The organism is Microvirga brassicacearum, from assembly GCF_008757455.1.
Taxonomy (GTDB): domain Bacteria; phylum Pseudomonadota; class Alphaproteobacteria; order Rhizobiales; family Beijerinckiaceae; genus Microvirga; species Microvirga brassicacearum.
On record NZ_VCMV01000007.1, the window covers coordinates 52,955 to 75,550 of the forward strand.

20 protein-coding genes and 2 tRNA genes are annotated in these 22,596 nt (G+C 63.2%); 14 read left to right on the forward strand and 8 right to left on the reverse strand.

The annotated features are described in order from the left end of the window. Window positions 1-52 precede the first annotated feature (52 nt). Both FEZ63_RS05945 and FEZ63_RS05950 read right to left on the reverse strand, forming a co-directional pair. A complete protein-coding gene (locus tag FEZ63_RS05945; RefSeq protein WP_338042197.1) occupies window positions 53-895 on the reverse strand; it encodes an alanyl-tRNA editing protein in 843 nt (280 codons plus the stop codon). A gap of 192 nt (window positions 896-1,087) precedes the next feature. Next, window positions 1,088-1,162 (reverse strand) — tRNA-Asn (locus tag FEZ63_RS05950). Window positions 1,163-1,366: 204 nt separating this feature from the next. On the opposite strand from FEZ63_RS05950, the gene FEZ63_RS05955 reads away from it, so the two are divergent. The 5 genes from FEZ63_RS05955 to FEZ63_RS05975 all read left to right on the forward strand — a co-directional run bounded on the left by FEZ63_RS05955 (window position 1,367) and on the right by FEZ63_RS05975 (window position 7,448). Continuing rightward, window positions 1,367-1,440 (forward strand) — tRNA-Cys (locus FEZ63_RS05955). A 21-nt stretch (window positions 1,441-1,461) separates the two neighbouring features. Continuing rightward, window positions 1,462-2,124 (forward strand): protein-L-isoaspartate O-methyltransferase family protein, encoded by a 663-nt coding sequence (locus FEZ63_RS05960; RefSeq protein ID WP_150942725.1) that lies wholly within the window; start codon window positions 1,462-1,464, stop codon window positions 2,122-2,124. A gap of 236 nt (window positions 2,125-2,360) precedes the next feature. Next, window positions 2,361-3,707 (forward strand): TolC family outer membrane protein, encoded by a 1,347-nt coding sequence (locus tag FEZ63_RS05965; protein ID WP_150942807.1) that lies wholly within the window; start codon window positions 2,361-2,363, stop codon window positions 3,705-3,707. 158 nt (window positions 3,708-3,865) lie between these two features. Further along, the gene (locus FEZ63_RS05970) at window positions 3,866-4,402 is read left to right on the forward strand and encodes a PopZ family protein (protein ID WP_162419680.1); all 537 of its coding nucleotides are present in this window, start codon (window positions 3,866-3,868) and stop codon (window positions 4,400-4,402) included. Between the two features lie 337 nt (window positions 4,403-4,739). Next, window positions 4,740-7,448 carry a valine--tRNA ligase gene (locus FEZ63_RS05975; RefSeq protein WP_150942727.1) on the forward strand — a complete coding sequence of 903 codons (2,709 nt, stop codon included), beginning with the start codon at window positions 4,740-4,742 and terminating at the stop codon, window positions 7,446-7,448. A 44-nt stretch (window positions 7,449-7,492) separates the two neighbouring features. Here FEZ63_RS05975 and FEZ63_RS05980 read toward each other — a convergent pair whose 3' ends face one another. Then, a complete protein-coding gene (locus tag FEZ63_RS05980; protein WP_150942728.1) occupies window positions 7,493-8,839 on the reverse strand; it encodes an Nramp family divalent metal transporter in 1,347 nt (448 codons plus the stop codon). 256 nt (window positions 8,840-9,095) lie between these two features. On the opposite strand from FEZ63_RS05980, the gene FEZ63_RS05985 reads away from it, so the two are divergent. From FEZ63_RS05985 to FEZ63_RS06000, 4 genes are all read left to right on the forward strand, one after another. Next, window positions 9,096-11,096 carry an acetyl/propionyl/methylcrotonyl-CoA carboxylase subunit alpha gene (locus FEZ63_RS05985; protein ID WP_150942729.1) on the forward strand — a complete coding sequence of 667 codons (2,001 nt, stop codon included), beginning with the start codon at window positions 9,096-9,098 and terminating at the stop codon, window positions 11,094-11,096. A 54-nt stretch (window positions 11,097-11,150) separates the two neighbouring features. Then, a complete protein-coding gene (locus FEZ63_RS05990; RefSeq protein ID WP_150942730.1) occupies window positions 11,151-11,588 on the forward strand; it encodes a DUF1489 family protein in 438 nt (145 codons plus the stop codon). Continuing rightward, a complete protein-coding gene (locus FEZ63_RS05995) occupies window positions 11,588-11,848 on the forward strand; it encodes a hypothetical protein (RefSeq protein ID WP_150942731.1) in 261 nt (86 codons plus the stop codon). The genes FEZ63_RS05990 and FEZ63_RS05995 overlap by 1 nt, the downstream gene beginning before the upstream one ends. A gap of 127 nt (window positions 11,849-11,975) precedes the next feature. Then, window positions 11,976-12,332 carry a hypothetical protein gene (locus FEZ63_RS06000; protein WP_150942732.1) on the forward strand — a complete coding sequence of 119 codons (357 nt, stop codon included), beginning with the start codon at window positions 11,976-11,978 and terminating at the stop codon, window positions 12,330-12,332. Window positions 12,333-12,341: 9 nt separating this feature from the next. Here FEZ63_RS06000 and panC read toward each other — a convergent pair whose 3' ends face one another. Beyond that, window positions 12,342-13,187: a pantoate--beta-alanine ligase gene (gene panC / locus FEZ63_RS06005; protein ID WP_150942733.1), complete on the reverse strand. Its 846-nt coding sequence runs from the start codon at window positions 13,185-13,187 to the stop codon at window positions 12,342-12,344. A 196-nt stretch (window positions 13,188-13,383) separates the two neighbouring features. On the opposite strand from panC, the gene FEZ63_RS25895 reads away from it, so the two are divergent. Beyond that, window positions 13,384-14,079: a J domain-containing protein gene (locus FEZ63_RS25895; protein ID WP_275552334.1), complete on the forward strand. Its 696-nt coding sequence runs from the start codon at window positions 13,384-13,386 to the stop codon at window positions 14,077-14,079. Window positions 14,080-14,239: 160 nt separating this feature from the next. On the opposite strand, the gene FEZ63_RS06015 is transcribed toward FEZ63_RS25895, so the two are convergent. After that, window positions 14,240-15,802: a D-alanyl-D-alanine carboxypeptidase gene (locus tag FEZ63_RS06015; RefSeq protein ID WP_150942734.1), complete on the reverse strand. Its 1,563-nt coding sequence runs from the start codon at window positions 15,800-15,802 to the stop codon at window positions 14,240-14,242. Between the two features lie 239 nt (window positions 15,803-16,041). Between FEZ63_RS06015 and FEZ63_RS06020 the strand changes: the two genes are divergently transcribed. From FEZ63_RS06020 to FEZ63_RS06035, 4 genes are all read left to right on the forward strand, one after another. Continuing rightward, a complete protein-coding gene (locus tag FEZ63_RS06020; RefSeq protein WP_150942735.1) occupies window positions 16,042-16,377 on the forward strand; it encodes a phasin family protein in 336 nt (111 codons plus the stop codon). Between the two features lie 235 nt (window positions 16,378-16,612). After that, window positions 16,613-17,002: an ATP-dependent Clp protease adapter ClpS gene (clpS, locus tag FEZ63_RS06025; protein WP_150942809.1), complete on the forward strand. Its 390-nt coding sequence runs from the start codon at window positions 16,613-16,615 to the stop codon at window positions 17,000-17,002. A gap of 30 nt (window positions 17,003-17,032) precedes the next feature. Next, on the forward strand, window positions 17,033-19,489 hold the full coding sequence (gene clpA / locus FEZ63_RS06030; protein ID WP_150942736.1) for an ATP-dependent Clp protease ATP-binding subunit ClpA: 2,457 nt from the start codon (window positions 17,033-17,035) through the stop codon (window positions 19,487-19,489). Then, on the forward strand, window positions 19,486-19,734 hold the full coding sequence (locus FEZ63_RS06035) for a hypothetical protein (protein WP_150942737.1): 249 nt from the start codon (window positions 19,486-19,488) through the stop codon (window positions 19,732-19,734). Before clpA ends, FEZ63_RS06035 begins: the two co-directional genes overlap by 4 nt. Window positions 19,735-19,890: 156 nt before the next feature. On the opposite strand, the gene FEZ63_RS06040 is transcribed toward FEZ63_RS06035, so the two are convergent. From FEZ63_RS06040 to FEZ63_RS06050, 3 genes are all read right to left on the reverse strand, one after another. Beyond that, window positions 19,891-21,042, reverse strand: a complete 1,152-nt coding sequence (locus FEZ63_RS06040; RefSeq protein WP_150942810.1) for a GNAT family N-acetyltransferase — start codon at window positions 21,040-21,042, stop codon at window positions 19,891-19,893. Between the two features lie 255 nt (window positions 21,043-21,297). Next, complete coding sequence (locus tag FEZ63_RS06045) at window positions 21,298-22,050, reverse strand: glycerophosphodiester phosphodiesterase family protein (protein ID WP_150942738.1); 753 nt, start codon at window positions 22,048-22,050, stop codon at window positions 21,298-21,300. Beyond that, window positions 22,047-22,517, reverse strand: a complete 471-nt coding sequence (locus tag FEZ63_RS06050) for a RidA family protein (protein ID WP_150942739.1) — start codon at window positions 22,515-22,517, stop codon at window positions 22,047-22,049. Before FEZ63_RS06050 ends, FEZ63_RS06045 begins: the two co-directional genes overlap by 4 nt. Window positions 22,518-22,596 lie beyond the last annotated feature (79 nt).

Here is a 22,596-nt window from a genome sequence, read left to right on the forward strand (position 1 = left end):
CGAGCACGATACCACCGGTCCCACATTGTCCGGCATCATGCACCAAGCGCGATCAATCGACGAGCGACATGCGAACCCGGCGGTTCTGCTTGCCCTTCTTCTCGATATCCGTCACCGCGACGGTACCGATTTCGCTGGTGCGGCGCACATGGGTTCCGCCGCAGGGCTGCAGGTCGATTCCCTCAATGGCAACGAGACGGACCCTGCCGGAACCGCGCGGAGGCTTGACCGACATGGTCTTCACAAGGCCCGGATTGGCATCGAGTTCCGCATCGGTGATCCAGCTCTCGGTCACGGCTGCGTCGCGGGCGATCAGTGCATTGAGCTTGTCGGTCAGATCGGCCTTGTCGAGACCGCCATCGGGAATATCGAAATCGAGCCGTCCGTCGCCATCCGCGATGGCGCCGCCCGTGACCGGGTAGGGCAGCACGACGCTCAGGAGATGGAGTGCGGTGTGGACACGCATGCGCTTGAAACGGCGTTCCCAATCGAGTTGCAGCGAAACGGATTCGCCGGGCGTGAATCGTGCCGCCTGATCCGCGCCGACAAGATGCGCCACCTGGGACCGATCCGCCGCGTAGACGGTGTTCGTCACGGCGATATCCTCACCGTCCGTCCGCCGGATCACTCCGAGGTCGCCAGGCTGACCGCCGCCCTGCGCGTAGCAGATCGTGCGATCGAGGATGATGCCGCCTTCGGGGGTGACGGCGACCACGATGGCGTCGCAGTTCTGCAGATAGGCATCGTCGCGAAACAGAAGGGTGGTTGCAGTCATGGTGGTCCTGCTCTCGAACATCAAAACGTGGGTCATGGAAGGACGGCGTGGAAGCTGATGCCAACAGCGCCGCGGGGTCAAGCGCTCGGTCGCGAGGGTTGAGGTCTCCCACCGCGACAATGCGCCCGGCGGAATTCAGTCTCGGCTGCGAATCGCGAGATCACATTCCGCGGGCGAAAATGGCGTGAGGACCGCGCAGCCGCATGTGTTTCCCGGTCCCGCAAGGCGAGCGTGCGACCCGGCGGGAATCGCGTTTCTCGCGCGGAATCGCCGATGGGGCGCCGATTTGGGATCACGATGTGGTGAGAGAATTGGCTCCGGCGGTAGGATTCGAACCTACGACCAACGGATTAACAGTCCGCTGCGCTACCGCTGCGCCACGCCGGAATATCGCCATGCCAACGGTAGGAACCCGCTGGCGGACCTCCGCTTAAGCTTTTCCCAAGCGGGTCAGGCTGTCGGCGTCAGGTGGGAGCCATATAACACGGGTTTCGCCGGTTGCAAGTCCTGTATTTCAGGCCGCGGGGCTGTTGCTCTTTCAATCAATGCTCTGCTATGGAGCAGCCGTCGCGGTTGCGGCGCTGCCCGGATGGCCTCGTGGCGGAGTGGTTACGCAGAGGACTGCAAATCCTTGCACCCCGGTTCGATTCCGGGCGAGGCCTCCATCTCTTTTTCTGAGGCATTCCATGGTCGATTTCACGCAGGCGCGCCGCACGATGGTGGACAGCCAGCTGCGCACTTTCGATGTGAATGACATCCCGCTCCTTGACGCCATGGACCATGTCCCGAGAGAGAATTTCGTTCTCCCCGGCCGCGAGCAACTGGCCTACAGCGATCAGGAGCTTCCCGTCAGCGACGGCGCCGACCGGCGCTTCATGCTTGCGCCCATGGTGCTTGCACGGATGGTCCAGGCGCTCGAAGTCAATCCCGGCGACAAGGTGCTCGATTTGGCGTGCGGGCGGGGATATTCGTCGGCGATCCTCTCCGAACTGGGTGCCCGCGTCACGGCGCTGGAATCCGAGCAGGGTCTTGCCGCCGCCGCCAGGAAGGCGCTTGCCGCCGCCGGCTGCGAGGACGTGGCCGTCGAGAGCGGGCATCTTGCCGAGGGATTTGCGCCGGCCGCCCCTTATGATGCCGTCCTGGTGAACGGGGCGATCGAGGTGAAGCCCGAAGCTCTGCTGCGACAGCTCAAGGATGGCGGCCGTCTCGTCTGCGTGATGGGCGGGGGCCGGTCGGGTCGTGCGACATTGTACGTTCGTTCCGGGGATGCCTGGGGCGAACGCAGCCTTTTCGACGCCGCGGCGCCTGTCCTGGCCGGGTTCAAAGCCAAGCCTGGCTTCGTTTTTTAAGGTCTCGTTAACCTTCGGAAGAGTGTCGCTTATTTGCGCCACTCGCTGACAAAATGGTCGGAACGAGGACGATCGGATTGCCGACTCATCCAGCTTGGGTATTGTTTCGTCCTGTATCGTGTTGGTTTAATGCATTGATAGAAACGGTCGAGCGGCCGAGGCCAGCTCGAACCAACAGGTAGGTGGGCGTGAACGACACTCGATTTGGCAAAACTGGCCAGGCTTTCTTCGGGGCGATGACATCGGTCTTCGTGCTGGCATTTGCCGGTGGCGTGTCCGCCGAGACGCTTGAGAGCGCCTTGGCGCGCGCCTATGGCAACAACCCAGACCTGAATGCGCAGCGTGCCAGCGTGCGCGCCACGGACGAGAACGTCGCTCAGGCCAAATCGGGCTATCGCCCGCAGGTCAACGCATCCGCCGATGCGGGCCGGACCTATACCGAATTCTCACGGCCTGGTGGCGGATCCACGATCGAGCGGCTTTACCCGCGCGGCGTGGGTCTGCAGATCGACCAGAATCTCTTCAACGGCTTCCGTACGCAGAACTCGGTCGAGCAAGCCGAGAGTTCGGTTCTCGGCGCTCGCCAGACCCTGACGAACAACGAACAGAACACCCTGTTCGATTCGGCTGCCGCCTATATGAACGTACTGCGCGACACCGCAATTCTGGATCTCCAGCGCAACAACGTGGAAGTCATCGACGAACAGCTGCGCCAGACCAATGACCGCTTCAATGTTGGCGAGGTCACGCGCACCGACGTGGCGCAGGCGCAATCCCGTCTCGCGGCCTCGCGCTCGCAGGCGAGCCTCGCCGAGGCCAATCTGCGCACCAGCGTGGCGCAATATCGCCAGGTGATCGGTGTCGAGCCGCGCCAGCTCGCGCCCGGCCGTCCGCTCGACAAGCTCGTGCCGCGCAACGTGGACGTCGCGCTCAAGACCGCGCTCAATGAACATCCGGCCATCAAAGCCTCGATGCATGGTGTCGATTCGGCCGAGCTTCAGGTCAAGATCGAAGCAGGCGCTCTTGCGCCGCAGCTCGGCGTTCGCGGCACCGTCGCCAAGCGCTATGACAGCCAGATCGAGGGCGACAACATCCTCTCCGGTTCGGTGGTCGCGCAGCTGACCGTGCCGATCTATGACGGCGGCGTCGCCTATGCGTCGACCCGGCAGGCCAAGGAACTGGTCGGCCAGCGCCGCATGGAAGCCGATTCGATCCGTGATCAGGTCCGAGCCGCCGTGATCTCCTCCTTCGGGCAGCTCGAGGCAGCGCGTGCCCAGATCATCGCCGCGCAAGCGCAGGTCGATGCGTCCGAGACGGCGCTCAACGGCGTGCGCGAAGAAGCGCGGGTCGGCCAGCGCACCACGCTCGACGTGTTGAACGCGCAGCAGGAACTCCTGAACGCCCGCGTCAATCTCATCACCGCCCAGCGTGACCGGGTGGTGGCGTCCTACGCGGTGGTTCAGGCCATGGGCCGCTTGAATTCGCGCGCGCTCGGCCTCGCCGTCAATCACTACAGCCCCCGCGTCCATTATGAACAGGTCAAGGACCTGTGGGGCGGCCTGTCGACGCCGGATGGGCGCTGATTATATGCCTGGGTGGCGATTAACCTCGCTACCCGGCTGCGCTTGCTTCTCTTCCCTTGCGTGAAATACTGACATCACTCGACAAGAGTTTGATTCTCTAACCCGATTGATCGGTTGGACGCATGAGTTCCGCGAATTCCAAGATTCAAGAACCCTCCATGGAGGAGATCCTCGCCTCGATTCGCCGCATCATTGCGGACGATCAGGAGGTGTTGAGCGGTGCGGCGCGGGAACGCGACGAACCGTCGAGCCTGAGGAATGTGCTGGATCTCACGGAGCGGCAGACCGCGCAGTTGCTGGGTCGGCCTTTCGACGAATCCGGATCCAATTCCGAGGTGGAGCAGGGCGGGCATTCCGGCGATCATTCGATCAACGATCTGCAACTCGACAGTTATTTCGACGAACAGTCGGACGACGCGGTCGACACCGCAACCTCATCGCGGGCAGGCGAGGCTGCCTTTTCCGATTCGCGCCCCGCCGAGACCCTGCTGTCGAGCGCCGCAAATGCCTCGGTGTCGGATGCCTTCACGCGGCTCGGCTCGACCATCATGCCGACGCAGCCGCAGACCCTCGAAGACCTGATGAAAGATTTGCTGCGCCCGATTTTAAAATCCTGGCTCGATGAAAATCTTCCCAGTCTGGTCGAACGCCTCGTGCAAGCCGAGATCGAGCGGATTTCGCGCGGCCAACGCTAGAGGTTGCCTCGGCGGCGGTATTATCCGCTCGTCGCGAGATCGTGCGGCAAACAAGCCGGATGAGCTTGAGGGAAGCTGAGCACGGCTCATTGCGTTTGCGTCCGACGCTGGATGACCCCCTCGCGATCCGGCGCACCATTTCCGTTGCCTGAGTTGACTTCACCCGTCGCGTCCGGTTTGTAACCGTGACGTCGCGAGGCGAGATCATGTCGCCGGAAAGTTCAACGGCTTTTCGGGCAAGACGGTCTTCAACTCGCTGATAACAGATAGTTTTTTGCCATCGGGTGCCTGTCCGATGGGAACGCGCCCTGGCGCAGCAACTTGGCCGGTACTCACTATGATGGACAAGACGTTCGATCCTGCCGCCGTCGAGGCGCGTATTTCCTCCCGCTGGGATGAAGCCGAGGCGTTCAAGGCGGGGCGCGAAGATCGCCGGGACGCTGCTCCCTACACGATCGTGATTCCGCCGCCGAACGTCACCGGCTCGCTCCATATGGGGCACGCGCTGAACAACACGATCCAGGACATCCTGTGCCGCTTCGAGCGCATGCGCGGCCGCGACGTGCTGTGGCAGCCGGGCATGGACCACGCGGGCATCGCCACGCAGATGGTGGTCGAGCGCCAGCTGATGGAACGCCAGATCCACCGCCGCGAGCTTGGCCGTGAGGAGTTCGTGAAGCGGATCTGGGAGTGGAAGGACGAATCCGGCGGGCGCATCAAAGCGCAGTTGCAGCGGCTCGGCGCCTCCTGCGACTGGTCGCGCGAGCGCTTCACGATGGACGAGGGTTTGTCGGCCGCCGTCCTCAAGGTTTTCGTCGATCTCCACAAGCAGGGCCTGATCTACAAGGACAAGCGCCTCGTCAACTGGGACCCGAAATTCCAGACCGCGATCTCCGATCTCGAGGTGCAGCAGGTCGAGGTGAAGGGCAGCCTCTGGCACATCCGCTATGCGATCGACGGCCAGCCTGAGCGCTTCATCACGGTGGCGACCACTCGGCCGGAAACGATGCTCGGCGACGTCGCCGTGGCGGTCCATCCCGACGACGAACGCTACCGCGACCTCGTCGGCAAATTCGCCATCCTGCCGCTGGTCGGGCGCCGCATTCCCATCGTGGCGGACGAATATTCGGATCCTGAGAAGGGCACCGGTGCGGTCAAGATCACGCCGGCGCACGACTTCAACGATTTCGAGGTCGCCAGGCGCCACAAGCTGGCATCCATCAACATCCTGGGCACGGAAGCGCAGCTGACGCTTGCGGACAACGAAGACTTCCTGCGCGATCTGCCGGAATCCGCCACGCTGCAAGCCGTGATGGCGCTCGACGGCCTCGACCGCGCGGAAGCGCGCAAGCGCATCGTCGCGATGCTGGAGGAAACCGGCGACCTGGTGGAGATTGAAGCGCACACCCACACGGTGCCGCATGGCGATCGCTCCGGCGTGGTGATCGAGCCTTATCTCACCGACCAATGGTATGTGGATGTGAAGCCGCTGGCAGAGCGGGCGCTTGGCGCCGTGCGTGCCGGCAAGACCAGGTTCGTGCCGGAAAACTGGGAGAAGACATATTTCCAGTGGCTGGAGAACATCGAGCCATGGTGCGTCTCGCGCCAGCTCTGGTGGGGCCACCAGATTCCTGCCTGGTATGACGAGGAGGGCAACCACTTCGTTGCCATGACCGAGACCGAAGCGCAGGCGCAGGCGCGCGCCAGGCACGGCCGCGACGTGGTCCTCGTGCGCGACGAAGACGTCCTCGATACCTGGTTCTCGTCCGCCCTGTGGCCGTTCTCGACCCTCGGTTGGCCCGACGAGACGCCCGAGGTGAAGCGCTATTATCCGACGAACACCCTCGTCACCGGCTTCGACATCATCTTCTTCTGGGTCGCCCGCATGATGATGATGGGCTTGCACTTCATGGACGAGGTGCCGTTCGACACGGTCTATATCCACGCCCTCGTTCGCGACGAGAAGGGCGCCAAGATGTCGAAGTCGAAAGGCAACGTCATCGATCCGCTCGACGTGATCGAACAATATGGCGCGGATGCGTTGCGCATGACGCTCGCCGCCATGGCGGCGCAGGGGCGCGACATCAAGCTCAGCGTTCAGCGCGTGGAAGGCTATCGCAACTTCGCGACCAAGATCTGGAACGCCGCGCGCTTTGCCGAAATGAACGGCTGCAGGCGCGTCGACGGATTCGATCCGAAATCCGTCACGGAGACGCTCAACAAATGGGCCCTCAGCGAAACGGCGAAAGCCGTCAATGAGGTCACGGCCGGGATCGAGGCGTACAAGTTCAACGAGGCCGCCCTTGCCGCCTATCGCTTCGTCTGGAACGTGTTCTGCGACTGGACGCTCGAATTGGCAAAGCCCGTGCTGCAGGGGCCGGATTCCGACGCCAAGGTCGAGACGCAAGCGACCATCGCGTACATCTTCGACGAGATCAGCAAGCTGCTGCACCCGTTCATGCCGTTCATCACCGAAGAATTGTGGGCGATCAAGGGCGAGGAGGGCCCCAGGCGCGAGACGATTCTGGCGCTTGCGGGCTGGTCCAATCTCGACGCGTTGATCGACCCCGCAGCCGAGGCCGAGATCGGCTGGGTGGTGGATCTTGTCAACGAGGTCCGCTCGGCCCGCTCCGAGACGAACGTTCCGGCAGGCGCGCAGATTCCGCTCGTCCTGGTGACGCCCTCAAGCGACGTGAAAGCCCGCGCCGCGCGGTGGGATGACACGCTGAAGCGCCTCGCGCGCCTCTCCGGCATCACCATCGTTGAGAAGGCGCCGAAAAGCTCCATCCAGTTGCTGATCCGCGGCGAAATCGCAGCGCTGCCGCTCGAAGGCGTGATCGATCTGGTCGCGGAGCGGGCGCGGCTCACCAAGGAAATCCAGAAGGTCGATTCCGACGTTTCGAAGATCGACGCGAAGCTCGGCAACGCGGATTTCCTCAAGCGCGCGCCCGAAGAGGTCGTCGACGAGCAGCGCGAACGCCGCGAGGAATCGCTAGGGCGCAAGGCCAAAATGGAAGACGCATTGCGGCGGTTGTCGGACGGTTGATGCGCGACGGCCGTGGGCGTTGATCGTCCACGGCACCGCCTGGGTCAGCCGAGAGCGAAGTCGAGCAACAGCTTGATGTTGAGTGTGACGATGATCATGGCGATGATGCCGGCGATGATCGACAGCCACAGGGGAGCAACCAAGGGACCCATCTTGGCCTTCGAGCGTGTGAACATCACGAGAGGCACCACGGCGAAGGGCAGTTGCAGGCTGAGCACCACCTGACTGAGAATCAGAAGCTTCGTGGTGCCGGATTCGCCGTAAAGGATCGTTACGCCCGCCGCCGGAACGATGGCGATGCCGCGGGTGACGAGGCGGCGCAGCCATGGTGGCAGCCTGAAATTGATGAACCCCTCCATGACGATCTGCCCTGCCATCGTGGCGGTGACCGTCGAGTTCAATCCGCAGCACAGGAGCGCGATGCCGAAAAGGGTCGGCGCGATGGCGGCGCCGAGCAACGGTTGCAGCAAGGTGTGGGCTTCGCCGATATCGGCAATGTCCGTTCGCCCTGTTTCGTGGAATGCGGCTGCCGCGAGGATGAGAAGCGAGGCGTTGATGGTGAGGGCGAACATCAGCGCGAGAGTGGAATCCAGCGTCGCAAAACGCAGGGCTTCGCGACGTTCGGGCAAGGTCTCGCCATAGGCGCGGGTCTGCACGATGCCCGAATGCAGGTAGAGATTATGCGGCATCACCGTCGCGCCGAGGATGCCGAGCGCGAGATAGAGCATATCCGGATTGGTCACGATCTCGGTCGTCGGTGCAAAGCCGCGCACCACATCGCCCCATTGCGGATCCGCAAGCGCGATCTGAATGCCGAAACACATTGCGATGACGCCGAGCAACGCGATCACGAAGGCCTCGACCCAGCGGAAGCCGATATTCTGCAGATAGAGGATCAGGAACACGTCGAGTGCCGTGATCATGACGCCGATTTCGAGCGGCAGGCCGAAGAGCAGATTGAGGCCGATGGCGGTGCCGATGACTTCGGCGAGGTCGGTCGCGCAGATGGCGAGTTCGGCCAGCGCCCACAACACCCAGGCCACCGGCGCCGGATAAGCGTCGCGGCAGGCCTGGGCGAGATCCCGCCCGCTGCCCACCGCGAGCCGCGCGCACAGCGCCTGCAGGACAATCGCCATGATGTTGGAGATCAGCGCCACCGACAGAAGCGCGTAGCCATATTTCGAGCCGCCCGCGAGGGAGGTCGCCCAGTTGCCGGGGTCCATATAGCCGACCGCGACGAGATACCCGGGCCCGAAGAAAGCCGCCATCCGCCGCCATTTCGACCCCGACCTGACCGCGATGGAGCGGCTTACCTCCGGCAGGGACGGCCCGAAACGGGCCTTGCGCCAGCCGGCATCGGGCGAGGGTGAGGAGGGGGCACGGGTGTCCATGGGGATTTCTGCAGTTGCGAACGAGTTGCAAAAAGGCTAGCGGCTCATTGCGCCGCCCGCAAGGAGTTTCTCGGGGGATCGCAGCGAGGAGCGCGGCCGTGGTGTCTAGCGCGCCGGAGCGTGCGCCGCCCGCTTGAGGGACATGCGACTTCGTGGAAGTCGGTTCCAAAAAACCTTCGCGCGTGACAACGCGCCAAGGTTTTGCTCTAGCTGAGAGACAACCGGCATCCGCGCGCGGCAGCCTGAGGGAGAGCCCATGCTCGAGAGCGTTCTGATCGCGAATCGCGGCGAAATCGCCTGCCGCATCATCCGCACGGCCCGGCGCCTCGGCATGCGAACGATCGCAGTCTACTCGGAAGCGGATGCGAACGCGTTGTTTGTGGAGATGGCGGACGAGGCGTATCTGATCGGCCCGGCGCCCGCCCGCGACAGCTATCTTCAGATCGACCGGATCATCGCCGCGGCAAAACAATCCGGCGCCGCGTCCATCCATCCCGGCTACGGGTTTTTGTCCGAGCGGGCGGAGTTCGCCGACGCCTGCGCCAAGACCGGCATCGTGTTCGTGGGACCTCCGGCGTCGGCCATCCGCGCCATGGGCCTGAAGGATGCGGCCAAGACCCTGGCGCAGCAGGCGGGCGTGCCGGTCGTTCCCGGCTATCACGGCGCGAAGCAGGAGCCGGATTTCCTGCGCCAGAAGGCCTATGAAATCGGCTACCCGGTGCTCATCAAGGCGGTTGCCGGCGGCGGCGGCAAGGGGATGCGGCGCGTCGACAAGGTGACGGATTTCGATGCCGCTCTCGAGAGTGCGCAGCGCGAGGCCGCGAGCGCGTTCGGCGATCCGCGCGTGCTGGTGGAAAAATACATCCTGTCGCCGCGCCACATCGAAATTCAGGTCTTCGCGGATGCGCATGGCAATGTGGTGCATCTGTTCGAGCGCGATTGTTCGCTGCAACGGCGGCACCAGAAGGTCATCGAGGAAGCGCCCGCGCCCGGCATGACGCCCGATATGCGCGCCGCCATGGGCAAGGCCGCGGTCGAGGCCGCAAGGGCGGTCGGCTATGTGGGTGCGGGGACTGTCGAGTTCATTGCCGATGGCCGCGACGGATTGCGACCGGACCGGTTCTTTTTCATGGAAATGAACACGCGGCTGCAGGTGGAGCATCCGGTCACCGAGGCGATCACCGGCCTCGATCTCGTCGAGCTGCAGTTCCGGGCCGCATCAGGCGAGACGCTCCCATTCAAGCAGGAGGATCTCGCGATTGCGGGTCATGCGGTGGAGGCGCGGCTTTACGCCGAGGACCCTGAGCGGGAATTCCTGCCTTCGACCGGCAAGCTCTGGGCGCTGGAGTTTCCCGAGAGCGACGGGATCAGGATCGACACCGGGGTGCGCCCCGGCGACGAGGTCACGCCGTATTACGATCCGATGATCGCCAAGGTGATTGCCCATGGCACGACCCGGGACGAGGCTTTGGCCTTGCTCGCCGATGCGCTCGGCGAAACGATCGTGGCGGGCCCGAAAACCAACGTGGCATTTCTCAAGAAGCTCTGCGAGGCTGACGACTTCAGGGCAGGGCGGTTCGATACGGATTTTATCGATCGCAATATCGAGGCGTTGGGCGCGGTGGCGCAGGAACCGGACGCGGAATCAATCCGCCTCGGCGTCTTAAGCCTGCTGGATCGCGATTTCGACGACCGCAATTACCGCGCCGCCACGAGAGACGGTTCAGTCGAATCGCCATGGAGCGACCACGATGGTTTTCAGCTCAGCGGAGCACGCCGCCAAACATATCCCGTGTCGGTGGATGGGGAACGAACCGAGGTGTCGCTCGCATGGCCGGGTTCGAGCGCGGCCGGCGAGGTGAACATTGCGGTGGCTCTGGCCGGACGATCCTCAGGCATGCTCGAGGATTTTCGAACCCGCGATCCCCGCAAGTTCGTGTCCACGGAAAACGGCGTGATCGTGCTCCATCACGGCCGCCAGACGCGAGTCGCGCTTTTCGATCCCTTCGCCGTCGATCTCGAACATCTCGACGGCGGCGACTCGGTCAAGGCGCCGATGCACGGCAAGCTGATCGCGGTCTTCGTCAAGCCCGGCGACAGGGTCCAGAAGGGGCAGCGGCTCGCCGTTGTCGAAGCCATGAAGATGGAGCATGCGCTGGTCGCGCCCGCGGACGGGGAGGTGGCGGAAGTCTCGGCCGAGCCCGGTGCGCAAGTGGCCGAAGGGGCGCGGCTCATTGCCCTTAAGACGGAGGAATAGGATGCGGCGGATCGCCCTGTTCTCGCGCCTCCCGGCCCGTGATTGATATCCTGTATGGCCCTGCACCTGCTCAAACTCTGCGTCGGCTGCGAGTCCATCGCGGATCTCGAAGGATGGATCGAGGAGAACCGCGCCCATCACAAACGGCTCGGACGACCTTTTGAGCAGACCCACACGACCCGGATGATGCCCAAGCGCGGCGACGAGCTTCTGGAGGGCGGGTCGCTTTACTGGGTCATTCGCGGGCAGATCGCCTGTCGCCAGACCCTGCTGGCGATCACGCCCTTCACGGATGCGGACGGCATCGGCCGCTGCCGTCTGTCGCTCGATCAGACGGTGGTTGCCGTGGAGCCGCGCCCCTATCGGCCCTTCCAGGGCTGGCGCTATCTGGCCGCCAAGGATGCGCCCCGCGACATCGACATGGGAACCGGCGACGTTGCCAAGATGCCCGAGGACATGCGGCGGCAACTGGCCGAGATGGGATTGTTGTGATGAAGATTGTCTCATACCTCCTGATGCTCTGTGCCTTGAGCACTTTCGCGGCGGGAGCCGCCGGCGCGAAAGATTGCCGTGTGCCGCATCTGCCCGGCGCGCGAGCCGTGAAACCGCCTCCCGGCTGCGATCTGCCGGCCAAGCCCGACAGGGATGCTGCTTCGCGGCTCAAGCAGGATGGCGGGTTCGTGGACCTCGGGAACGGCACGAAAGTGAAGATCGGTGGCCGAGTCCGTGTCGATGTGGGCGCACGGCCGTAGATCACGTTCATGAGTTTTCCGTCGATTCGATCGAAACTCAGCCTTTTGAACCAGGAACTTCTCGGAACTCCGCCACTCGAATTGGCATTGGCTCAACAGTTCGGTTGAGTATGAGTGGGAGGTTGCCATGTTCCTTGCGGTATCCGAAGGCTGGCACTGGCGTTATGAAGTCTGCGAGCATGCAGACGGCTACCTCGTCCAGATGCGCGATCTTGAAACCGGCGATCTCGACGAGGATTTCTCCACCGTATTCCGCACCATGCCCGTGGCTTTCGCCTATGCGGAGATGTCGGCTGCCTATGAGCGCTATGTGGCGACCGAGGGCGAGGAGGAGGATGCCGGCGAAACCGGGCTCGAACTCGCCACGACGGAACGCCACTTTGTGGATCTCAGCGACAGGCTCGGCGATTCAGGCGTTCATGGTGTGATGGTCGCGGCCTGGGAACAGGTGCGTCCGCCGGCCAAGCCGCGGGTCATTCACTAGATCGCGCGCTCAGACGGCGAAATTGTCGATGAGGCGGGTGGTGCCCAGTTTTGCCGCGACCAGCAGCCGGAGCGGGCGCGCGGATTCCGCCGCCGGGGGAGCGAGCGTTTCGGCATCTCTGGCTTCGAAATAATCGACCTGAAAATGAGCCTTGGACAGCACGGCGAAACCGGCCTCCACCACCTCGTCGCGATCGTCGCCCGCGCGGATGCCCTCGGCGCAGGATTTGAGGGTCTGATAGAGGATCGCCGCGTGTTCACGGTCCTCGGCGCTCAGGTAACGATTGCGCGACGACATCGCGAGGCCGCTCGGCTCGCGCAGCGTCGCCCCTGCGATGACGCGCACCGGCATGTAGAGATCCTGGACCATGCGGGTAATCACGCGGTGCTGTTGGTAATCCTTGTCGCCGAAAATCGCCACATCGGGCTGCACCTGATTGAAAAGTTTCGTCACCACCGTCGCGACGCCCTCGAAATGAGTCGGACGGAACCGGTCCTCGAGACCGACGGTCGCCGGGCCTGCGACCTGTACGCGCGTACTATCGCCGGGCGGATACATTTCCTCAACGGAGGGCGCGAAAATCAGATCCGCTAACCCGGACAGCCTCTGGCGATCCTCATCGAAACTGCGCGGATACTTCGACAGATCCTCGTTCGGCGCGAATTGCGTCGGGTTGACAAAGATCGAAACCACCACCTTGTCGGCTTCCGATCGCGCAAGCCGCACCAGGGACACATGCCCATCATGCAAGGCACCCATGGTGGGAACGAGAGCGATGCGCTGTCCGCTCCGACGCCACTCGGAGATCGCCTGGCGGAGAGCCGCGACGTGATCGACGACATTGGCAGGCGACATTGCACACTCCGCAAAATACCGTTGCGACCGAAGGCTGGGCCTCCCGTCCTCCGTCGCAGCGTGCTGAAAGCCAGCCCGTCCCGAAATCGGACGCGAAAGCGCTCTACCAGAGGCCGCAGGGACTAGGCAATTACCGCTCGCGGTCTCATTTACAAGCAGCTTGTCTTTGCCCACATGACAAGCGGGAACAAATAACATGATGCTGCTCTACGGACTTGCCGCCTTTGGAGCCCTGTGGTGGCTGTCGAAAGTCTTTGTCCGGTCCGATACCAAAGCGGTTGCCAGGGCGGTCAAGATCATCGGCGGCGTACTGGCGCTCGGCGCGGCCGCTGTGCTGGGGATGAAGGGCCGCATCGACATGGCGCTGCTGCTCGGCGGCGTCGGCGCATGGGCGCTTGGCTGGAGCGGTCTCAATCTCCCGGTGCCATGGCGCAAGTCCGGCGAAGGGCTCGCGCGCTTCAGGTCGGCGATGATCGAAATGGAAATCGATCGCCGCTCAGGCGCCGTGTCCGGTACCGTCCTCGCCGGCGGCTACATGGGCCGCCGCCTTGGCGATCTCGACCAGCCGTCCCTGCGCGCTCTCTACGGGGAGTGTCTTTCCTTCGATCCGGAGGGCGCCGCTTTCCTAGAGGCTTATTTTGACCGCCGGTTTCCCGGCTGGCGTGAATACGCTCAGGGCAATCGTGACACGCGGACGCGCACGCAGACGGGCGCGATGTCGAAAGAGGAAGCCTACCAGGTCCTGGGGCTTCAGCCGGGCGCGAGCCTCGACGAGATCCGCGAAGCGTATCGCCGGCTGATGAAGAAACTCCATCCCGACCAAGGGGGGACGGCGCACCTCGCGGCCAGGGTCAACCAGGCGAGAGAAGTTCTGTTGAGCCGACATCGCTGATACTCCACACGCGATCCCGAGAAGGAAGTCCGTGGCGGTACAAACACACGTGCCGCCGCCGGTCGATTTTTTAGATCACGACCTCACGGGACGTGATCAATGCCGACGAACTGGAGCATGGTGTCACCCAGAACTGCTCCCACGCTTTCGGCATCATGCCTCAGCCTCGCGCCGCGAAGCAGGTGAATCCGCTTTTCTTCAGTGCCTTGCAGGCATCCTGCGCGGCGCTCGATTCCTCGAAGCCCGAAAAGCGAGCCCGGTAGAGAGTATTGCCGCCAACCGTTACCTTTTCGGTAAAGGGCGATGCTTTCGGCACAAACTTGCCGGCGCGGTCGAGGACAGCCTTTGCCTTGTCCTCGTCATCCGTCGCCCCCAACTGGATCACCCACCCGGAAGCAGCCTGCCGTGCGGCGGGCTTGGCAGCCTCAGGCTCCGGGCTCACGGTTTCGGCATTGTCCAGCGACGCCGTCTTCACCGCGCTGGTTTGCGTCGGGGAGGATGCTGGCACGCGGGCTTCGATCTTTGCGGCGAGCGCCAGCTTCTGCTTTTCGGAAATCTCATCGGCCTCCTGCAGGGCCGCGAAGGCCTGTGCGTTCAGGGGCAGGGGCTGTGCGCCCTTCTGCCAGCGAACGCCGGAGGACGGCGTGGTGGTGCCGCTTGCGCCCGACGCCGAGGCAACGACGGGGCGAAGGGTACTGATATCGAGCGGCTTGCGAGCCGGAGGCACGGGCGTCGGCTCGACGGCAGCGGCTGTTTCGACCGGTGCGCTCTGGGCCGGGATCGTCGCCGCCGGCGACGCGTCGGCCACCATGATCTCGCGGCTGCCGCCTTCGACGACCGGCGGAGCGATGCGGGCACCCGCATAGGCGCGGGGAAGATTGGTGCCGATCAAATTTGCCATGGTGTTGTCGCGGGACGACGCAGAACGGCCTCCCAGGACCACGGCGACCACATGACGGCTGTCGGTCTTGACGTTGGTCAGAACGTTGAAACCCGACGCGCCGATGAATCCGGTCTTGATGCCGTCCACACCCTCGACCCGGCCAAGGAGACGGTTGTGGTTGCGCATGCTCTTGCCCGCGTAATTGAAAACGCGGGTGTTGAAATAAGTGTAGTACTTGGGAAATCGGTCCTGGATCGCCCGTCCGAGGATGGAGAGGTCCCGGGCCGTGGTCACCTGCTCGGGATCGGGAAGGCCGGACGCGTTCCGGTATACGGTGCGGGACATGCCGAGCTGGCGCGCCTTGCGGGTCATGCGGTCGGCGAACGCGTCCTCGGATCCGGCGAGGTTTTCAGCCACTACCACCGCGATGTCGTTGGCGGATTTCGTCACCAGCGCGAGGATCGCGTCTTCGACCTCGATGGTCTGGCCGGGGGGCAGGCCGAGCTTCGAGGGAGACTGACGGGCCGCGTAAGCGGAAACGGTGAACGGGGTATTCAGCCTGACCCTGCCGGCCTCGAGCTGCTCGAAGAGCAGATAAAGCGTCATCACCTTGGTGATCGAGGCGGGATGGCGGATGGCGTCGGGATTCTCCGCGTCCAGGACCTTTCCGGTCTTGGCATCTACAACGATGGATGCGCTCGGAGGATTGTATCCTCCGCCGGATTTCTTGCGGCGAGCAGCCTCCGCCGGGGAGGTGATAGCGATGACGAGCGAAGCCGCTGCCACACCGACAAGAGCCAGTGTCCTTCGACGTCCGACCCAAACGCGTACCGAATTCATCCTGTAAAGGTCCCTGCTTAGCTTGGTCTCAGGCCCCACGCCGACCGCTCCTTGGTGGAGATCGTTGCCGGCACAACACAGTCTCGGAAGTTAGGGGGATGCGGTTACGGGCGGGTTAACGCGAGGGAAATAGACGGAGGGTTATATTGCGGTGCACAATTTTCTTGACAATTATTGTGCGGTGCACATATTGGGTTTTGACACATTCCAGCCCCCTAAGTCTAACCTTGAGGTCTCCCATGATTCCGTCTTTCGACCAATTCCAGAAATATGGCCAAGAAAACATGGAAGCCGCCATTCAGGCGGTCGGCACTTTTTCTAAAGGTGCGCAAGCGATTGCTGCCGAGTCAAGCGACTTTGCACGCAAGGCGATCGAGCGCAACTCCTCGGCCATAGAGCAGCTCGCGGGCGCAAAGACCATCGAGAAGGCGGTCGAAATCCAGACCGAATACGTCAAGGGCGCTTATGAAGGCCTCGTGAGCCAGTCGACGAAGCTGGGCGAGCTCTATTCGTCCTTCGCTACGGAAGCGTTCAAGCCGATCCAGGGTCTCTATTCCAAATTCACGGCGGCGTAATCGCCCCCGTCCGATTTGTTGAGCCTTTCGACGCCCGGCCTTCGCGCCGGGCGTTTTTTTGTGACGCCCCCGCGCGCCGCGCCTCCGGCGAAAATGTCGCGCTTTCCGTGAACCGTGCGACCACCCACCTTGTTGATCTAGCGAAGCAGGTGGAGCGACTATACATTTGCATCAGCGACGCGGTCGCGAACGGGGCCGCGCCGCGGGTCATATGCAAGGGGTCGGTCGAAACATGATGCTGCGGATAGGTCAGGGCATTTCCGCTGGAGCCGAGCGCATATCCGTCACGGGCGCGGGGGCGCAAACGCCCGGCGGCGGCGATGACGGTCGCTCGGGAACGGCGATCGTCACAAAGACCAAACCACGGACGAAACGGCCCAATCTCTACCGTGTTTTGCTTTTAAACGATGACTACACCCCGATGGAGTTCGTGGTGCATGTGCTGGAACGGTTCTTCAACAAGGACCGCGAAGGCGCCACGCGCATCATGCTCCACGTTCATCAGAACGGCGTCGGGGAATGTGGAGTATTTACTTACGAGGTGGCGGAAACGAAAGTGACGCAGGTGATGGATTTCGCCCGCAAGCACCAGCACCCGCTGCAATGTGTAATGGAAAAGAATTAGCCGAGACGCCGTCTCATTAAGGACAAGCCGTTGCCGAGCTTTTCTCGCAGTCTGGAACAAGCCTTACACCGCGCCCTTGCGATCGCAGGGGAGCGCCGTCATGAATATGCCACCCTCGAGCATTTGCTGCTCGCGCTGGTCGACGACCAGGACGCGGCGGCTGTGATGCGGGCCTGCAATGTGGACGTGGACCTGCTGCGCCGTAATCTGGTGGAATATGTCGACGGCGAGCTTGCCAATCTGGTGTCGGACGGGCGCCAGGATTCAAAACCGACAGCGGGTTTTCAGCGCGTGATCCAGCGCGCCGTCATTCATGTTCAATCCTCGGGTCGCGACGAGGTGACGGGGGCCAACGTGCTCGTGGCGATATTCGCCGAGCGAGAGAGCCATGCGGCCTATTTCCTGCAGGAGCAGGACATGACCCGTTACGACGCGGTCAATTACATCAGCCACGGCATCGCCAAGCGCCCCGGCCTGACGGAAGGCCGCGCCCCGCGCGGCGCCGAGGAGGAGAGCAACGAGCGCCCCGCATCCGACGAGAGCGAGGTTCGCCCTAAGAAAAAGGGCGACGCGCTCGATAGTTATTGCGTGAACCTCAACAAAAAGGCGAAGGACGGCAAGATCGATCCGCTCATCGGCCGCGAGATGGAGGTGCAGCGCACGATCCAGGTCCTGTGCCGGCGCCAGAAGAACAACCCGCTGCTCGTCGGTGATCCCGGCGTCGGCAAGACCGCCATTGCGGAAGGCCTTGCCCGCAAGATCATCAAGGGCGAGGTGCCCGAGGTGCTGCGGGACGCCACGGTCTTCGCCCTCGACATGGGCACGCTGCTGGCCGGCACCCGCTATCGCGGCGATTTCGAAGAACGCCTCAAGCAGGTGATGAAAGAGATCGAAGCGCACCCGAACGCCATCATGTTCATCGACGAGATCCACACGGTGATCGGTGCAGGCGCGACCTCCGGCGGCGCCATGGACGCGTCGAACCTCCTGAAGCCGGCCCTGGCATCGGGAACTTTGCGCTGCATCGGCTCCACCACCTACAAGGAATATCGTCAGTATTTCGAGAAGGACCGCGCGCTGGTTCGGCGGTTCCAGAAGATCGACGTGAACGAGCCGTCGGTGCCCGACACCATCGAGATCGTGAAGGGCCTGAAGCCGTATTTCGAGGAATTCCACAAGCTCCGTTACACCAACGAGGCGGTGAAGGCGGCTGTCGAATTGTCGGCGCGCTACATCAATGACCGCAAGCTCCCCGACAAGGCGATCGATGTGATCGACGAGACCGGCGCTTCGCAAATGCTGTTGCCGGAGAACCGCCGCAAGAAGACCATCGGCATCAAGGAAATCGAGGCGACCATTGCCACCATGGCGCGGATTCCGCCCAAGACCGTGTCGAAGGACGACGCTGAGGTTCTGGCGCATCTCCAGGAAACCCTCAAGCGGGTCGTCTACGGTCAGGACAAGGCGATCGATGCGCTGAGTTCGGCCATCAAGCTCGCCCGCGCGGGATTGCGCGATGCGGAAAAACCGATCGGCTCCTATCTGTTCGCCGGCCCCACCGGCGTCGGAAAGACCGAGGTCGCCAAGCAACTGGCGGTCTCGCTCGGCGTCGAGTTGTTGCGCTTCGACATGTCGGAATACATGGAGCGCCACACGGTCAGCCGCCTGATCGGCGCGCCTCCCGGTTATGTGGGCTTCGACCAGGGCGGCCTCTTGACCGATGGCATCGACCAGCATCCGCATTGCGTGCTGCTGCTCGACGAGATCGAGAAGGCGCACCCGGATCTGTTCAACATCCTGCTCCAGATCATGGATCATGGAAAGCTGACGGATCACAACGGCAAGCAGGTCGACTTCCGCAACGTCATTATCATCATGACCACCAATGCCGGCGCCGCCGACATGGCGCGCCCGGCCTATGGGTTCACCCGCTCCAAGCGGGAGGGAGACGATACCGAGGCGGTCAACAAGCTCTTCGCGCCGGAATTCCGCAACCGCCTGGACGCCATCATCTCGTTCGGCCACCTGCCGAAGGAGGTCGTGCAGAAGGTCGTCGACAAGTTCATCATGCAGCTCGAACTGCAGCTGGCCGACCGCAATGTGTCGATCGAACTGGCTGAAGAGGCCCGCGAGTGGCTGGTCGAGCATGGTTATGACGAGACCATGGGCGCCCGTCCGATGGCGCGCCTGATCCAGATGAGCATCAAGACCCAGCTCGCCGAGGACGTCCTGTTCGGCAGGTTGAAGAATGGCGGCGCCGTCCGGGTCGTGGTGAAGACCGACGATATCGGCCTCAAGACGCTCGACTTCGAGTACCCCGAGGGTCCGGCGAAGCCGAAACCCGAAAAGGTCGCGGCCAAGCGCAAGCCGAGGGTGAAGACGGCGGGATCGAGCAAGCCAAAAAAAACCGTGAAGCCGAAGGGATCGGGTGGTAATAGCGGCGGAGGCATCCGCACCGTTCCCAAGGTTCCGCTGGTTAAGGCATGACGACCGAATTGCACGAAGGCCCTCTCGAGGCCGCCCCGACCATCGCTCCGGCGAAGCTGTCCTGGCGCGAACAGCGCCGGAACCGCCGGCGCAAACGCGTGTGGTTCGAGGAGATCCTCGGGTGGATCCTCGTGCCGGTGATCGTGGTCGGCAGCTATTGGCTGGCGGAGGGAATGCTCGCCGCGGTCGGCACGTCATTCTCGGCGATCTTCAACGGACTGACGACCATCACGCAGAATTTGTAGGGTTCGCTCGCGTCTTTCCGGGGCCGCGAAGCGGAGCCCGGAACCCAGACGCGCTCGCCTTGCAGGACAAGGCAGCGACGGCCGGCACTGCTCGTTCTGATCCTTTAGCGTTTATAGGTTCCGGGCTCTCGCTCCGCTCGCCCCGGAATGACGCGGCTATTCCTCCCCACGCCGGAACGGCGTCGCCGACGACAATTCGTCTGCGGCCTCCAGAACGTAGCGCCGCTCCTGCGCGAGGTAGTCGCTGACCGCGCGCTTCAGGCCCGGATCGGCAATATCATGGGCCGATGAGGTGATGACGGGCTTGTAGCCGCGCGCCAGCTTGTGCTCGCCTTGCGCTCCTGCCTCCACGCGATCGAGCCCGCGGGCGATGGCGAAATCCATCGCCTGATAGTAGCAGACCTCGAAATGCAGGAACGGATGATCCTCGATGCAGCCCCAGTTCCGCCCATAGAGCCTGCGATCGCCGATGAAATTGATGGCGCCTGCGATGTAGCGCCCGGACCGTTTTGCCATCACGAGCAGAACCCGCTCGCTCATCCGCTCGCCGATGAGGGAAAAGAACAGCCGATTGAGATAGGGCCGCCCCCATTTGCGCGAGCCGGTATCCATGTAGAACGCGTAGAACGCGTCCCAATGCGCCTCGGTGATCTCGGGGCCGGTCAGCCATTCGATGGTGATGTCGTGAAGGACGGCATCGCGCCGCTCGCGGCGGATCACTTTGCGCTTGCGAGAGGAGAGGGCGGCAAGAAATTCCTCGAACGTCGCGTAGCCTTCGTTGAACCAATGAAACTGCTGGTCGTCCCGGCGCAAAAATCCGCGCGACGTGAAGGCGTCGAGATCAGTTTCCTGAAGGAACGTTGCGTGGATGGAGGACGCGCCGGTTTGCTGCCGGACAGCGCGCAGGCCTGCGATCAGGTGGTCGCGGATTTCCCCGGCGCGCGGTCCATCCGGCACGAGAAGGCGCGGGCCCGTCGCCGGAGTGAACGGCACCGCCACCTGAAGCTTGGGGTAGTAGCGCCCGCCCGCCCGCTCATAAGCGTCGGCCCATGCATGGTCGAAGACGTACTCGCCCATGGAATGGGACTTAAGATAGCAGGGTGCGGCACCGAGCAGCGCGCCGTCGCCGCCTTCGGCCAGGATGTGGAGGGGCGCCCAGCCGGTCTGTTTCCCGACGCAGCCGGAATCCTCGAGCGCGGAGAGAAAGGCGTAGGACACGAATGGGTTATGCGGGTCTTCGTCGCCACGTCCGGATGGCGCGCAGGCATCCCAGGACGCGGCCGAAACCGATCCCAGCCCTTGGATCATTTTTACACGGAGCGTCACGTGAAAGCGGAATCTCGCCGTTGCCTCTCATAGGTAAGGTGATGGCGAGGTGCTGGCAATGCGACGGGGCGCCGAGGGCGCGCTTTTCCCTCCCCCTTGCGGGGGCTCAGGGTGGGGGTCGCAAAGTCAAGATGCGGCGTCTTCAAGTTCTCGCCGCTTCTTTCGATTTGCGTTCAACCCAGTCGTTCGACCCCCACCTCCAACTCCTCCCCGCAAGGGGGAGGAGAGCGGTCGGACCTACGGCAGGAATCCCTCGAACACCATCTGGTCCGCGTTCTTCTCGGCCCGGGCGCGCTCTTCCGGGTTGCGCACGGTCCAGGCCATCACCGGCAGGTTGCCGAGGAGCCGGGACAGGAAGGGTCCGGCGCATGGCAAATCGTGCACTTTCCATGAGATGAATTGCGGCTGGGACTCGTTGAAATGCAGCAGGTTCGCCAACCGGTGCTTCTGCTCGGGGCTCAGGATGCTGTCGGTCTTTGAGGCGTAATGCAGCTCACCGATGATTCCGCGCGAGACGTTCGGTGCCAGCGTCCGGAGCGCTTCCACGATGACCGGATCGAACGACTTGATGACGAACGGCCCATGGTAATCGGCCAGGATCTCGCAGACGCGCTTTGTCAGGCGCAGATCGCCGTCGAACTTGCTCTTGATCTCGATCACAAGCGGCACGCGCTTGGCGATCTGGCTCAAGAATCCCTGCAGCGACGGGATCTTGTCGCCCTTAACCGAGCCCGAGATCGTGATGGCGGTGAGATCCGCGAGCTTGCGGTCGATCACTCGGCCCTCGGCAGCGGTGACACGGGCGAGGTCGAAATCGTGGAACACCACGGCCTCGCCATCGGCGGTGAGCTGCACGTCGCACTCGATGGGAAACCCGTGAACGATTGCTGCCTCGGCGGCCGCGAGCGTGTTCTCGATGATGCCTTGCGTTTTGTTGTGAAGGCCGCGATGGGCGATGGGCTTCGCGACGAGCCAGCTTGGGGTGCTCATTGGACTTCGAACATCCCTTCGACCTCGACGCAGACATCCAGCGGCAATTCGGCGACGCCGACCGTCGAGCGGGCGTGACGGCCCTTGTCCCCCAGAACTTCGACCATCAGGTCGGAGGCGCCATTCATGACCGGCGCCAATGCTGCGAAGGTGGGTGTGGCGTTGATGAAGCCACCGAGGCGGACGCACCGCACGACCCGGTCGAGATCGCCGATCGCCGCCCGCAATTGCGCAAGCAGGTTGATGGCGCAGAGGCGCGCCGCGGCCTGTCCGGCTTCAGGCGAAATTTCCGCTCCGAGCTTGCCCTTGTGGGCGTCGGCAAGCTTGCCGTCGGCACCGAGGCAGAGCTGGCCCGAAATGACGATCAGGTTGCCGGTCCGCACGAAGGGCACGTAATTCGCCACCGGTGCCGCGGGCGTCGGCAGGGTGATGCCCAGTTCCTGGAGTTTCTTGTCGACATTGCTCATGTGAAGCCTCGGCCTGATCGTTGATCCGGCCACGTTGTGGCGGATGAGCCAGAAGGACGCAAGGGGGCGGCAAGGAGAA